This is a genomic window from Traorella sp. mt218 (assembly GCF_055420025.1).
The window spans coordinates 1-14,875 of sequence record NZ_JBVAYM010000026.1; the positions used below are offsets into that span (position 1 = coordinate 1).

Sequence of the window (14,875 nt, forward strand, 5' to 3'; positions counted from 1 at the left end):
TTTATATTTAGGTGATTATGGTATAGCTGTATTTAAGATGCAGGAATATCTGAATGAATTTGCTGCTAAGAATCCTTGTTTAAAAAGTGTGAAGGTAGATGGCGAATATGGCAATGCAACACGTATGGCCGTTCAGCAGTATCAGTATCTTAAAGGACTACCGATTGATGGAGCTATTGGCAAGGCTACATGGGATGATATCGTTAATGAAAGAAATCAGCCGGCAACACCAGCAAATTAAATAAGATCTGAAAAAAAGCGATGCTCAAAACATCGCTTTTATTCGACCTTCATCATCCGGTAACCAACGCCGATATGCGTTTGTATATATTGGGGTGAATCCGGTTTTGACTCGAGTTTTTTTCTTAAAGTAGCCATAAAGACACGTAAAGAGGTCACATCATTTTCCCAGCTGCTGCCCCATATCTTCTGTGTGATATATGTGTGTGTCAGCACCTTGCCTATATTTTTTGCCATCAGACATAAAAGCTTGTATTCAATAGGTGTCAGATGCAGTTCTTCATCATCAAGGTAGGCGCATCCTGCCGCAAAATCAATCTTAAGGTGACCATTGGTAAAGATGGCTTCATTCGCTGTTGAAGAAGCGTTGATGATGGCTAAACGACGCTGTGTAACTCGTAGTCTTGCCAGAAGTTCTTCTACTGAGAACGGTTTTGTGAGGTAGTCATCTGCTCCTGCATCGAGTGCTTCGATCTTATCGCTGTCCTCGCTTCGGGCACTGATAACGATGATGGGCATATTTGACCAACTGCGGATACGTTTGATAACTTCCACCCCATCTATATCCGGTAATCCCAAATCAAGGAGAACGATATCGGGATTATGTGAAGAAGCTTCCATGATCGCATTTTCTCCATCGTTAGCTATGATATATTTATAATCATGTGTTTTTAGTGTTGTCGTAATCAGATTTCGTATAGGAGCATCATCTTCTACGACGAGTATCAGAGTTTTATTCATTGAAGGTCACCTCGCTTAATGGTAATGTAAATGTGAAAATACAGCCCTGCGGTTGATTGTCTGTCAGTGTGATTTCTCCGCCATGAGCATTGATGATAGATTTGCATAAAGGAAGACCAAGACCAAGGCTGCGCAAGCTGTCGGCAATCTTGTTATTTCCGGTAAAGAACATTTCGAATACACGTCCTTTTAAATGATCATCAATACCATTGCCGTTATCTGCAATGCTGATGTATATCCACTGATTCTTTTTTTCGGCAGTGATTTTGATTTTTGAACCCTTTGGTGTATATTTGATGGCATTATCGACAATATTGATCACGACCTGCATGATAAGCTTTGCATCCATTTTTGCTAATAAAAGTTCATCTTTATATTCAACACAGATATCATGTTCGATGCTTTTGCGATTCAGATGCTTTAAGGCTTCATCAATCACCTCATCCACAAGCTGTATGGACATATTGAAATTCATTCGTCCTTCTTCAATACGGGTAACGGACAATAAATTTTCCACAAGACTGATAAGCCATTGAGAATCATCATAGATATCATTAAAGATCTGTTTTCTTGTTTCATCATCTAATTGATCATAGTTAGATAAAAGATTGCTGGCATTACCGGAGATCGAAGTCAGCGGGGTCCGCAGATCATGGGAAATCGTACGTAAGAGATTCGCACGCAGCTGTTCGTTTTTCGCAAGTACCGCTGTCCTTTCTTTTTCTTTGGCAATCTGGCTGTTATCAAGGGCAAGCGCACATTCATCAAGGATTGAAAGCAGCAGATTGTTTTCAAATGAATCAAGAGGCTCATCTGTAATATGAATACCGATGACCCCATATACCTTGTGATTGATACGGATCGCTAAATAAAGACATTTTGCATCGCCGTAGATTGATGTCGTGGCACCGGCCCTTTTTTTATTCGTGAAGACCCATTCCGCAGCTTTTCTTTCTTGGCTTGAAAACAACGCTTCTGAGGAGGCTTCCGGCATCACACAGAACAGATATCCCTTTGCAAGCTTATCATTGACTTGCGGATAGGCAACGATATCACGATCCAGCAGTTTCATGAGCTGGCTGGCTGTGATATTAATGATATCATGCTCATCTTTTGCCTTTTGAAGCAGCTGGCTGGTATCAAATAAGACTTTTGTCCGAAACGCAGTCTGGGCAGACATCTTTGCATGATCCTTTAGCTTGGCCGCCAATGTTCCGGTAATGATGGAGGAGGCCAGCATGACGATGAATGTGACAGGATAACCTGAATCATAGGCATGGAAGGTAAGCTTAGGGTCAATGAGGAAAAAGTTAAACAGCATTACAGCAAGTATTGAGCTGATGACGCTGCAAATATATCCTCTGGTAAATAAAGAAATCAGCAGGATACCAAGTATATAGACAGGGATCGTATTCGATTCAGTAAATCCAAAGCGTAAAAATAAAGAACCGATCAATGTGGCAATGCTTAAGATAAGAAAGGTGATTCCAAGGTCCTGCCAATTGGGAATCAGCGGATGAGCAAAGGTCTTTTTGACCTTGTAGCGAGTATCCGTCGCTGAATCGGGTATGATATAGATATCCAGATTCGGAAGCATTTCTGTCAGTTTTTCGCTTAAAGAAGGTTTGCTCCAGAAATGACGGCGCATAACGTTGCTGCGGCCGATCACGATCTTTGTGACACCGGAAATTTTCGCAAACTCGCTGATCTGGTAAGAAATATCTTCTCCATATACCGTTGCGATATGGGCTTTTAGTTTCTGTGCCAGCTGAAGATGACCCTGAAGCCTTTTTTTATCTGTTTCGGACATCTTGTCGGCATATGATGTATGCACATAAAGAGCCGTAAAAGAGCCTTGAAAGGCCTTTGCCATCTTAGCGGCTGTACGTATGATCTTCGCATTGGAAGGTGAAGATGAAAGACATACAAGAATATGTTCCGCTTCTTTATTTTCATGATATATTGGCTGACTGTTCATTGCTTCCACCTCACATACAAACTAATTATATATCACAGATTCATAAAATAATCTACTATTCCATAATGAAAACCGGTAAGGTTTACTGCAAACAGGCAGACTTATGCCTGCCTGTTTGTTTTATATTTACGATTCGCTGACATTTTTCTGTTGTTCATAGCAGAAATCATGTCATCATGGTTGTCATAAAGAACGATTTTTGCGTTCTGGTGCTTTAATCGGAAGCGGCGTACTTCAGAAGTAATCTCTTCATCAGAAAGCTCATCCGTAAGCATCACAAAAGAAGGTTCCTTTTTTTCAGATTCTTTTTGGATGGATGAATGATTTTCATTTAAAAATATATCCAGCTTTCTTATTACAAAATATAAGAAAAGAAAGATTGCTGCCATCGTTAAAATCAATAAGGCTTCCTTCATATCTGCTCACCACCTTGAAAGGTATTGATTTTAAATATGGAAACACTTCTGCAATGCTTTATATTCACCCAGCACCAGCATTGTGACATTCTGTGTCAGGACAGTATCCGGAGTCACATTCATATTCATCTTACCATTTTCTTTTACAGCCATGATATTGATATTATATCGTTTACGGATATCAATCTGACCTACGCTTTTACCGATCCATGACTGAGGCGGTGTTACTTCAAAGATCGAATGGGTATCATCCAATTCAACATAATTAAGAAGATGATCGGAACTGTATCGGATGGCCGCCCATTTTGCTACCTGCTTTTCAGGATAAACGACTTCATCTGCACCGTTTCGTAACAAGAATTTTGCCTGTACATCACGTTCAGCACGGGATACGACCATTTTAGCGCCCATTTCTTTTAAAAGAGAAGTTGTTTCTAATGAGCTTTGAAAATCATTGGCAATGGCAACGATACATACATCATAATTACCGATACCTAATGATCTCAAAAAGTCTTCATTGGTACTGTCACCGATTTCTGCACTGGTAACAAAAGGAAGAATATCATTGATTCTTTCTTCATTGTGATCAACTGCCATTACCTCATGGCCTAATTCATTTAATTTTGTTGCAATATGTCTTCCAAATCTTCCAAGACCGATTAATAAAATAGATTTCATATCATTTTCTCCTCGTATAATATTTCGACAGTTATTTTCATCTGCTGTCAAGATGCTGTATCCTGAGTTAACATTAAAACAGAAATTTTATGTTATCTTTTTTACGATGTCTGATAATATAAAATTGTTTTATATGTTAAAGCTGTACTGTAACCAGGATACTTTGTTAATAAATCTTTTCAAAGCAAATGTTTTGGATGATCCTCCATGTTTAAGATCATTTTTATGGTTTGGATCTCACAGCTAAGATGTTCCAGCGGTTTTAACCTACTGTTATCTTACCTTGCGGCAATTTAGAAAGGTTTTTATTTGTAGTAGAAAGTGCCGCATAGATCAATGTCAAACCACCCACTCTGCCTATAAACATGAGAGCAATCAAAATGCTTTGAGATAAAACGCCAAGCTCGGGAGTAATGCCCAATGTCAAGCCTACCGTACCAATGGCAGAAGCTGTTTCATATAAGCATGTTCCTAAAGGAAGACCTTCAACGACGCTGATGATCAAGGCACCGATAAAAAACAATGTGATATACATCATGAAGATCGTAGCGGCATTTTTTACGATGCTGCCGTCAATGCGTCGTCCAAAGAAATGGGCATCTTCTTTTTTTCTGAAGATGGCAAATGCATTGGCCAGCATGACCGCAAAAGTCGTGGTTTTCATACCACCGGCAGTTGAACCGGGTGAACCGCCAATCAGCATGAGCACGATCATGATTCCTTGTGCAGCTGTGCTCATAGCCGCCAGATTCACCGTATTAAAGCCTGCGGTTCGAGGTGTTACCGATTGAAAGAAAGAGCTCAGAATACGTTCTTTGACCGGCAGATCCATAAATTCATTAAAATAAAAGAACAGGGCCGGCAATAGAATCAGCAAAGCTGTCGTAAGAAGGATTACCTTGCTTTGCATGCGATATCGCTTAATGTGGAATTTATTCACAGCGATATCTTCCCATGTAAGAAAACCTAAACCGCCAACTACAATCAAAAGCATGATCGCGATATTGATGGAAGGACTTCCCACATAATTTGTCAGTGACGGATAAAGCGATCCGGCTCTTCCTAAAATATCAAAGCCGGCGTTGCAGAAAGCTGATATCGAATGGAAGAAGGCCATCCAGATTCCCTTTAATCCATAATCCTGGCAAAAAGCCGGCATCATGATCAAAGCCCCTAATAATTCTATAATTAAAGTAGCTTTTAAAATAAAACCAGTCAGCCGGACGATACCTCCTACTTTTGGAGCAGCAATGGCCTCCTGCATCAGACTGCGCTGTTTCAGAGATATTTTTTTACCGGAAAGAAGGGTAAAGGCTAAAGCGATAGTTACGACTCCCAAACCACCGATCTGAATCAGTGCGATAATCACTCCTTGCCCAAAGGTCGACCAGTAGCTGCCGGTATCCTGGACGACAAGTCCGGTTACGCAAACAGCAGAGGTAGAAGTAAATAGCGCTTCATTGAAGGGTGTTATGACACCGCTTTGGGTGGATATCGGAAGCATGAGAAGCAATGCTCCCAGCAACACAACAGCTGCGAATCCAAGAATAATGATCTGAAATGAAGTCAGATATCTTTTTTTATGTGCCAGTTCACTCATATTGTCACTCCTTTGCACACTGTTATTATAGTGCCCTTTATTTTAAGAAAGTGTTAGGACATCGTGATTTGTATTAAGATTGTGTAAAGATAGCAATGATTTAAAATAACGAATGAAAAGATAGAAAATAATGAAAAATTAGGAAAGAAAATGTAATGGTGTAATAAAAATGTAAAATGCTATCCCAAAAAATGTAAAATTACATCTCAAAATGTAGACAATATGAGATTTTATGAAAAAACGTCAAATAATTCATAAAATCCATATTATTGTGTTTTATTTATTATAAAACCAATGAAATAAAATGTCTGCTTTATCATTCGTGTTTTGAGATTGGGGAGGTGAAAAAAATAGTAGAAAGAATCTGATCAGTATGCATTTTTAGTAAGTATGTTTAGAAAGGAGAGTAGATAGACATGGATTTTTTTAAGAGCGTTCTTAAAAAAGGGGTTACGCTGGCAGCTGCATTTTTTATGGCTGTAGCTTTGGCACCTGTGAATGTATTTGCGGCAGATAGTGATGTACCGGAAGGTGCAGTGGCAAAAGTCGAAAGTAGTGGCGAATATTATGATACGTTACAAGAAGCATTGGATGCTGCCAAGGACATTATGATAGATGTCGATCATGAAAACCAGACCGTTACTTTAGTTGCTGATACAACAGAGTCGGTGGATGTAACATGGGTAAAAAAAATTAGGTACATCTAATAACTTCAATTTAACGATTGATCTTGCCGGTCATACGATTCATGGTGCTGGTGATTCGGTTATGGCGTTTAATGTAAGTGGCACCGGTGGTACCAGCTATCATATGAATGTAACAATTAATGACAGCAGTACCGAAAAGACGGGAACTGTTCGTGGTGGTGTTGCATCATCAGGTGGCGGTATTTACTTTAACGGTAAGAGTGGCGATACGCTGACGATCAATGGCGGAACATTTACAGAAAATAGTGCTACGGGTTCAGGTGGAGCTGTTTATGGCTTAAAAGTGGTTGTTAACGGTGGAACTTTCACAGGAAACACAGCATCATCAGGTGGAGCTATTTACGCAACTGATGTGACAGTGAATGGTGGTGTGATTACCGGAAACCATGCAATCAGTGCAGATGGCAGTAAATGGACAGGTCGAGGCGGTGGACTTTGTGTATATGGAACAAGTCCAGTATTAACTGTTATCGGTGGTCAGGTTTATGGCAATACGGCTTCTCGTTATGGCGATGATATTTTATTTGGTTCTAATGCTAAATCTTCAAATAGAACAGCTTCTCCTTCAATGAGCTTGGTGAACGCTGCTTCTATGGGAGCAAAAGAGGTTTATGGCTGGTTTGTAGATGGTTATAATGGAGCATTTACAAGTGAAGCTAATACGACAGCACGTTATTCTGATGATTATATGACAGCATTTGAAAGCTATGCTGATTACTCAGGTGCTGATGCACGTGGTAATATGGTTGCTTTAAAAGCTGCTTCCGGACCAACTCTTGCGGTAACTTATACAGATGGTGTAGAAGATGAGGTTCTATTTGAAGATCAGGTATATAATGTTCCTGAAGGATATGCGACGCCTGCTTTTGATGGAACACCATCACGTACAGGATATACGTTTGCAGGATGGACGCCTGAAGTTGCTTCGACGGTAACGGATAACGCAACTTATACGGCTGTTTGGAGTGCTAATGAATATACTTTGACATTGGATCCGGCAAATGGTGAAAAATCAGTAGATGTAGATGTAACATATGATGCAGCCGTAGGAAAACTGCCAACACCACTTCGTGAAGGTTATACGTTTGAAGGCTGGTATGATGAAGATGGTAATGAAGTAACATCAGAAACCGTTTATCAATATACAGAGGATGTAACTCTGACAGCCAGATGGGCAGCCAATGAATATACGCTGACTTTAGATGCAGGAAATGGTGAGGATCCTGTTGAATTAACGGTTGTTTATGATGCAGCCGTAGGAACATTACCGACGCCAGAGCGTGAAGGCTATACGTTTGAAGGCTGGTATGATGAAGATGGCAATGAAGTAACATCAGAAACTGTTTATCAGTATGCAGATGATGTAACTTTGAGCGCCAAATGGAGTGCTGTTTCTAGTGAAACACCGGACGTTCCTGAAACACCTAGCACACCGACGACACCTGGCACACCGACGACACCTGGCACACCGACGACACCTGGCACAGATAAGGAAGAGAGTGGTTCTGTTACGACAGATACTCCGAATACAGGTGACAATGGAACATTATATGCAAGCATGATGCTTATGTTAATGTCTGTAGCCGGTTTAGCTATCCTTCTTGGTAAAAAAGCCAGAAAAGAAGTAAGATAAAATAAGAAAAAGATTGGATCAAGCCTTTTTGATAAAGGAAAATCCAATCTTTTTTTATATTCGATACAAATTACATTTTATATCCTTGCATTTTATTTTATTTAAAGAGCAAATTGATATATACTATAGCTGGGTGATGATCATGAAACATGTGAAGATGATGGTGCTGGAGCACTGTCCACACTGCCGCAAGGCATTTGAATATATTGACGAGCTCAAAGAAGAAAATATGCTTTATCGTAATATTGAGATCGAAGTCATTGATGAGGTCAAGGAAGAAGAAAAGACACAAGGCTATGATTATTGGTATGTGCCTACCTTTTTTGTCAACAATCAGAAAATCCATGAAGGTGTTCCAACAAAGGAAAGCATCCAGGCGGTATTAGAAGAGGCGATTTCGTGAGCGCTGTTTGTTTTAAAGAGATCTTACATAGTCACAACGGTTATGATATCCATATGATCGTAACCAAGCCTTTTCAGTCGGATAAAAATATCTGTGTCATTTTACTTCATGGCACATGTTCAGATATGAATGAAGTAGGGAATGCTTATGTTTACTTAAGCAGTCAGCTTGCAGATGCCGGCTATGCTTCGATTCGCTTTGATTTTATCGGCAGCGGCAGCAGTAAGGTGGATTATATCCATTATTCTTATAAAAGTGCCGTCAGTGACACACAGGAAGTCATTGAATATGCGAAAAAACTTGGCTACGATAAAATCTGTCTTTTAGGTTGGAGTCAGGGAGCAGCCATTGCTTTTTTAAGCGCAGATGAGAATATCAGTTCAACAGTAGTATTGGCTCCGGCAGTCGATATGCGGATTCTTTTTACAAAAAAGGATTATGAACAGGCGAAAATGAATGGCTTTGTCTGGTATGATCCGGGATTTAGATCACCTGTCCGCCTTTCTTTAGAGTGGTTTGAGGATGTGCTGAATACAGATGTTTTAGATATTTATTCCCAAAAGCATCTTCCGACGCTTGCCTTTCACGGCCTTAATGATTCAATCGTAGATCCTGATTGTTCACGGATGAGCGTGGATGCCAGCAATCATCCTTATTCAAGAGTTATTTATATGGATGAATGTGATCATATTTTCAATGTATTGAGTCATGGCTATGATTATTTAAAGATCATTAGCCGTGAAATGATACAATGGCTCAATGGTTTATATAATTAAGATGGAGATCATAAGCAGATCTTCATCTTTTTTTCAGTCATTTTGAATGATTTGTCCGTTTGATACATATTTATCCGGAATCAGCATTTTTATTTTTTTATCGGCAATTTCGATGATTGGATTATGCAACACCACTTCTTCTCCTTCAAGACAGACGGCTAAAGGCTTTTCCGCATATATCTCTACTTTTTTTGCTTTATAATAATGGACGATATCATTATGTGTACCATCTAAATGCTTGCCTTGTTCATAGATCTTCATGAGTTGTAAAATCTTTAAACGTGATACTTTTGGAATCAGGACAACTTCCATATAACCGTCTTGAATATTCGCATAGGGAGCCGCACAGTAGCTTCCTCCGTAATAAGAAGCATTGGCACATACGACAAAAGAAAAACAGCTTTCTTTTTCTTCTATTCCGTCAACGATGATGCGCATATGATGACGGAGGGAAGTAAAAAAAGAGTAGGCAAGAGATATCTGATAAGCTCCTTTTCCTTTCACAAAAGGAATACGTTTGAATTTATTGGCGTTAAAGGCGATCATGGCATCAAGTCCGATATTGGCAATATTGATCGAATAATGATCATTTACTTTTATGACATCAACAGCACATATCTGCCCATTCATCAGTTTTTTCAGATGCATGAAGTCTTTTTTAGCGTTTGGACCAAAAAATTTAATAAAATCATTCCCGGTACCGATCGGCAGATGTGCTAATACTACATTGTCATAGCCCATACAGCCATTTAACACATCGTTGAGCGTACCATCTCCTCCGCAGGCATAAAGAATTACATTTTCTCCGCTTTGTGCATATTTTCGTGCAATTCTTTGGGTATCTTCCGGTGAAAGCGTCCTTTCGATACGGTAAGTTCCTTCGATTTCTTTATCCATGAACAGTTGATGTACTGTTTTGGAAATCATTTTTGTGGCATCGCTTTTTCCGGCTTTTGGATTAATAATAAATATATGTTGCATAAATCTACCTCGCTTTAATAGTATAACTGAAATATGGCAGGATAGGAAGTATTCAATTACAAATTTGTCATAAGTGTTTTAATGCAGCCATAATTCGCTATAATAATAACAGGAGGCGAGGTAGATGGATCAGGCATTATTATTTTGGATAGTTGCATGTGTATTATTCACACTACTTGAAGCCTTTACTCAACAATTCGTTTCAATCTGGTTTTTGAGCGGAAGCATCGGTGCTTTGATTTGTTCGCTTTTCGGAGCTGATGAAGAAACGCAGGGAATCGTATTTGTGATTCTTTCACTGCTGACGCTGATTGCTTTTCGACCGATGGTCAAACGACTGGTCAAGGGAGAAGCAGTACCGACGAATACAGATCTGAATGTCGGACAGATGGCGCTTGTAACCAAAGATTTTGATGAAAATTCACTGGAAGGACGAGTATTGGTCAATGATATGGACTGGGCAGCTAAAAGTCTGGATGGCAATGCTTATCATAAAGGTGAAAAGGTCATCGTGGAAAGAATTGAAGGAGTAAAATGTCTAGTAAGAAAGGCGTAGGAGATAGGTTATATGAAAATTGGAACATGGGTATTTGTAATTGCGATCTTAGTTTTTGCGATCATATTTGTAGCATGTCACGTAAGAATCGTGAATCAGAGCAAGAGCGTTGTCATTGAAAGGTTAGGTGCTTATTATAAGACATGGGGAACCGGTGTTCATTTTTTAGTACCGTTTATTGACCGTGTGGCAATGAATATTTCTTTAAAGGAGCATGTCGTTGATTTTGATCCGCAGGCGGTTATCACAAAGGATAATGTTACGATGCAGATCGATACGGTTGTTTATTTTCAGGTTACGGATTCGAAGCTCTATACATATGGTGTAACAAATCCGATGATGGCTGTTGAAAATCTGACGGCTACTACCTTACGTAATATCATTGGTGATCTTGATCTGGATGGAACGCTGACATCACGTGATCTGATCAATACACAGATGAGAGCCATCCTTGATGAAGCAACTGATAAATGGGGCATTAAAGTAAATCGTGTGGAATTAAAGAATATCTTACCGCCGCGTGAAATTCAGGATGCGATGGAAAAGCAGATGAAGGCAGAGCGTGAAAGACGTGAAGCCATTTTACAGGCAGAAGGACGTAAGCGCAGTGAGATCCTGATTGCCGAGGGCGAAAAGGAATCAGCCATCCTGCGTGCAGATGCGGTCAAGGAGCAGAAGATTCGTGAAGCGCAAGGTGAAGCAGAAGCCATTGCTTTGGTACAGAAGGCTTATGCAGATTCACTGACAGTTTTAAGTCAGGCGGATATCTCAGATAATGTATTGAAGCTGAAAACTCTGGAGGCTTTACAGAAGGTAGCTGACGGACAGGCAACAAAATTGATCATTCCAAGTGAAATTCAAAATCTGGCAGGTCTTTTGGCCAGTGCAAAAGAAGTGACGAAGTAAGTCACTTTTTGCATATGAATCGTGTGTATCATGAAATAGAGCCTGTCTATGATCAAGATTCTAAAATTCTTATATTAGGATCTTTTCCTTCTGTTAAATCAAGAGAAAATCATTTTTTCTATGGACATCCGCAAAATCGTTTCTGGAAAGTATTGGAAAATCTTTATGATGTTCATTTCACGGATATTGAATCTAAAAAGAAGTTTCTTCATGAAAATCATATTGCTTTATGGGATGTGATTGAAAGTTGTGAGATTGAAGGCTCCAGTGATTCTTCGATAAAAAATATCAAGCTGAATGATATAAAAAGGATCATTGATGAATCTGCCATTGAAAAGGTCTTTGTGAATGGGAGGAAAGCTCAGCAGTATTATGACAAATATATTTTAGATAAAACAAAGATGCCCTGTATTCCTCTTCCATCAACAAGCCCTGCGAATGCGGCTTATACACTGGATAAACTGATCATGCAATGGAAACAGATCAAGGAATGAAATTTAAGACAGCTGATGCTGTCTTTTTTGAAATATATTAGTAAATTAAGTAATTGTAAAGTAAAAAATAAACTAGACTTTTTAAATCAGCAAGAATATAATTAAAATAGATAGAGATATAGGCATGAAACAAATTGATTCCTTGTGTTTGGGGTGAATGATAATGTCTATATTTTGAGTCGTAATGCGTAATATACGCGAGGAGGGAAATATGAAAAAGGCTTTTCAGATTATTATGTCTTTTGCACTATGTTTTTCATTGATAGGCATTCGTGCAAATGATGTAAAAGCTTTATCAGGTGAAGGGACAGCAGAAAATCCTTATATTATTGAAACTGCTGAAGATCTGACCAAATTAAATCAGTCTACAGATTATATTTATGCAGAGTTAGCTGCTAATATCGATTTGTCGACTATTGATCCTATCCAGCAAGCTGAAATTCCGGCTTATATTCCTAATTTCAAAGGAGAGTTGGATGGTAATGGATATACGATCATGAACGCAAAATCAGGTACAGCTCTGATTTATATGTACTATGAAGGTGAATTAAAGAATTTCACATGGAATGTGGCTTCGCCGGTAACGTTGGTATGGAATCAAAGACCAGAAAATGATCATAAATATACAGATATTGATATTACCGGTGAGATTAAATATGGTAGTGGTAACAATAATGAATCACCATTATTGGTATATGCTACTGGAAGCACTACAATGAAAAGGGTAACAATCGATATTGATATGTCTAGTCCGACTTATCAAGGGTTATTTATAGGTTATGAACCATATATTAATAGTGACTATAGTTTCATAGACTGTACTGTGAAAGGTACTTATGTTGGTGAACATATTGGTGTTTTGTTTGGAAATGGTTCTATGAGTGCTACTTCTGCTTATGGTTTACAACATATTGCAGGGGTTTTGGGAGTTGAAAAAACGTCCGCTTTGGAAGTAAGTAATCTTGTTTTGGACGCTGATATTCTAGGTATTAGTTCTATTCCTCATTTATTATGTGGAGTTAGCTACAATGAAACATTGTTGTCAGAATTGGAATCAGAACTGGAAAATAAGACAACAGGCTATGATTCAATGAGAAAAGCAGAGGAACTGAATGGGTATGTTTTTGCAGTGAATGACAATGGAAATCTTAGAATTGAAGTTAAAGATACTAATAGCGAAATAGGATCTTTCCTTGTTGTTTCTGAACTTTATAGTAATGTATTTACTAATGGTGTGCCGAATGGAACATATAGACATGCCGTAAGTGAAAGAATCAATGTTAGTGAAGGCATAGATACTTATTATTCAAGTCTTGGAAAAGTTCAGTTTTATGATGGTACAGAAGGTGAATACGGCTCCACTGGTGTAGATGGCTCATTAAGAACGATTACTGTAAATGGAAATACATATTATGCTTTGACAGAAGAACCAGAAAATTATGTATATACATTTAACAGTTTTGATCAGGGAGCAACCCATTCAAATACAGCGCGTACATCAAATGTAAAGGTATATGTATATGGTAAAGATGGATCTCTTCTAAATATTGTAAGTGGACCTGTAAATGAAAGTTTTGCTGCTCCTGAGTTATCAATTGAAACTGATGCCGGTAACAACTTGAAAGATGTCACATTAAGTGATTCATGGCAGTGGGTTGATGATACAGCTAATGTAATCTATGGTGGCCAGATTTTCTTTGCGAAGGATGGCAACACGATTGCTCCGGTTTTCGTGAATGGATTAGAGGTAAAAGCGACTTCTATTACTCTGAATAAGACAGATGTAGTATTACAGTCTGGAAATAGTGATACTTTGACAGCAACAATTTTTCCTGCAAACACAACATTTAAAGATGTTACATGGACTTCTAATAATCCAAATATTGTATCTGTAGATAATAATGGAACGATTGTGGCTTTGAGTTCTGGCAGTGCTGTCATTACTGCAACAACTTCGAATGGACTGAGTGCTTCGTGTACTGTTACTGTTCCGACAGGAATTTATAATGTTGAAGGTTCAGATATCTCATCATCAACACCGGTTGAAGAGGTAACGGTTGGCGTTGAAGTTGATAATAATACAGAAAGCATTTTATCAGAAAGCATTTCAGAAGATCTTCAAAATGTAATAGATGGAAAGATTGAAGAAGGAAAAGATGTTGTAGTAGAAATTGCTACTGAAAATTTGGATCTAGAAAATATTTCTGCTGATGTAAAGAGTGATGTTGAAAAAGTTGAAGCTTTTGTAAGTAAAAATGATTTAAAGGTTGCCCAATATTTCGATTTAAGCATTTTTGTGAAAAGTGATGGGGATGTTTTGGGAAATATCACTGAAACAAATCGTCCATTAACTTTTAAAATAGCTATTCCAGAAGAATTGAAAAAAGAAGGCAGAGTATTTACGGTAGTTCGTGTTCACGAAGGAAAAGCTGAAGAGCTTAAAACAGTTGAAAAAGATGGAATTTTGGAATTTGAAACAGATAAGTTCTCAACATACGCACTGACATATAAGGATGTTGAGGAAACACCAGTTCAGCCAGAAAAACCAAGTAATCCGGTTGAACCCGAAAAACCGACTGAAACTCCTAATACCAATGGTATGAGCTTGATGTTCTGCTATGGCATGATGCTGATTTTAAGCGCTATGATATTGCTTGTATTAGCTAAAAAGAGAAGCTTAAGCAAATAATAAATTTGTAGAAGCGATAAAGAATCGAAAGAGATGAGCAGGGCTCATCTTTTTCTTTACAATTTTAAAAGTTGATA

The 14,875-nt window shown here is 38.5% G+C and carries 15 protein-coding genes; 9 read left to right on the forward strand and 6 right to left on the reverse strand.

From position 1 onward, the window contains the following. The coding region (locus ACZYT3_RS10945; RefSeq protein WP_464088677.1) for a peptidoglycan-binding domain-containing protein at positions 1-241 on the forward strand (241 nt) is incomplete at its 5' end. Positions 242-279: 38 nt separating this feature from the next. On the opposite strand, the gene ACZYT3_RS10950 is transcribed toward ACZYT3_RS10945, so the two are convergent. The 5 genes from ACZYT3_RS10950 to ACZYT3_RS10970 form a co-directional block, all read right to left on the reverse strand. Beyond that, on the reverse strand, positions 280-981 hold the full coding sequence (locus ACZYT3_RS10950; protein ID WP_294562403.1) for a response regulator: 702 nt from the start codon (positions 979-981) through the stop codon (positions 280-282). Continuing rightward, positions 974-2,959, reverse strand: coding sequence for an ATP-binding protein (locus ACZYT3_RS10955; RefSeq protein ID WP_464088678.1), 1,986 nt, complete (start codon positions 2,957-2,959; stop codon positions 974-976). Before ACZYT3_RS10955 ends, ACZYT3_RS10950 begins: the two co-directional genes overlap by 8 nt. A 101-nt stretch (positions 2,960-3,060) precedes the next feature. Then, complete coding sequence (locus tag ACZYT3_RS10960; RefSeq protein WP_294562399.1) at positions 3,061-3,375, reverse strand: hypothetical protein; 315 nt, start codon at positions 3,373-3,375, stop codon at positions 3,061-3,063. A gap of 30 nt (positions 3,376-3,405) precedes the next feature. After that, a complete protein-coding gene (locus ACZYT3_RS10965) occupies positions 3,406-4,053 on the reverse strand; it encodes a potassium channel family protein (protein WP_294562397.1) in 648 nt (215 codons plus the stop codon). Positions 4,054-4,315: 262 nt separating this feature from the next. Continuing rightward, positions 4,316-5,653, reverse strand: coding sequence for a TrkH family potassium uptake protein (locus ACZYT3_RS10970; RefSeq protein WP_464088679.1), 1,338 nt, complete (start codon positions 5,651-5,653; stop codon positions 4,316-4,318). A gap of 416 nt (positions 5,654-6,069) precedes the next feature. Between ACZYT3_RS10970 and ACZYT3_RS10975 the strand changes: the two genes are divergently transcribed. The 4 genes from ACZYT3_RS10975 to ACZYT3_RS10990 all read left to right on the forward strand — a co-directional run bounded on the left by ACZYT3_RS10975 (position 6,070) and on the right by ACZYT3_RS10990 (position 9,172). After that, on the forward strand, positions 6,070-6,360 hold the full coding sequence (locus ACZYT3_RS10975; protein WP_464088680.1) for a hypothetical protein: 291 nt from the start codon (positions 6,070-6,072) through the stop codon (positions 6,358-6,360). Positions 6,361-6,421: 61 nt separating this feature from the next. Next, on the forward strand, positions 6,422-7,993 hold the full coding sequence (locus ACZYT3_RS10980) for an InlB B-repeat-containing protein (RefSeq protein ID WP_464088681.1): 1,572 nt from the start codon (positions 6,422-6,424) through the stop codon (positions 7,991-7,993). Between the two features lie 142 nt (positions 7,994-8,135). Next, the gene (locus ACZYT3_RS10985) at positions 8,136-8,396 is read left to right on the forward strand and encodes a glutaredoxin family protein (protein WP_294562393.1); all 261 of its coding nucleotides are present in this window, start codon (positions 8,136-8,138) and stop codon (positions 8,394-8,396) included. Beyond that, entirely contained in the window at positions 8,393-9,172 is a 780-nt protein-coding gene (locus tag ACZYT3_RS10990; RefSeq protein ID WP_294562392.1) for an alpha/beta hydrolase family protein, read from the forward strand. The genes ACZYT3_RS10985 and ACZYT3_RS10990 overlap by 4 nt, the downstream gene beginning before the upstream one ends. Positions 9,173-9,205: 33 nt before the next feature. On the opposite strand, the gene ACZYT3_RS10995 is transcribed toward ACZYT3_RS10990, so the two are convergent. Beyond that, the gene (locus tag ACZYT3_RS10995; RefSeq protein ID WP_464088682.1) at positions 9,206-10,153 is read right to left on the reverse strand and encodes a diacylglycerol/lipid kinase family protein; all 948 of its coding nucleotides are present in this window, start codon (positions 10,151-10,153) and stop codon (positions 9,206-9,208) included. A gap of 124 nt (positions 10,154-10,277) precedes the next feature. On the opposite strand from ACZYT3_RS10995, the gene ACZYT3_RS11000 reads away from it, so the two are divergent. The 4 genes from ACZYT3_RS11000 (at position 10,278) to ACZYT3_RS11015 (ending at position 14,798) form a co-directional block, all read left to right on the forward strand. Further along, entirely contained in the window at positions 10,278-10,709 is a 432-nt protein-coding gene (locus ACZYT3_RS11000; protein ID WP_294562387.1) for an NfeD family protein, read from the forward strand. A 12-nt stretch (positions 10,710-10,721) separates the two neighbouring features. After that, on the forward strand, positions 10,722-11,615 hold the full coding sequence (locus tag ACZYT3_RS11005) for an SPFH domain-containing protein (RefSeq protein WP_464088683.1): 894 nt from the start codon (positions 10,722-10,724) through the stop codon (positions 11,613-11,615). Between the two features lie 14 nt (positions 11,616-11,629). After that, positions 11,630-12,109, forward strand: a complete 480-nt coding sequence (locus ACZYT3_RS11010; RefSeq protein ID WP_464088684.1) for a DNA-deoxyinosine glycosylase — start codon at positions 11,630-11,632, stop codon at positions 12,107-12,109. A gap of 211 nt (positions 12,110-12,320) precedes the next feature. Further along, the gene (locus ACZYT3_RS11015; protein ID WP_464088685.1) at positions 12,321-14,798 is read left to right on the forward strand and encodes an Ig-like domain-containing protein; all 2,478 of its coding nucleotides are present in this window, start codon (positions 12,321-12,323) and stop codon (positions 14,796-14,798) included. The last annotated feature ends 77 nt before the right edge of the window (positions 14,799-14,875 follow it).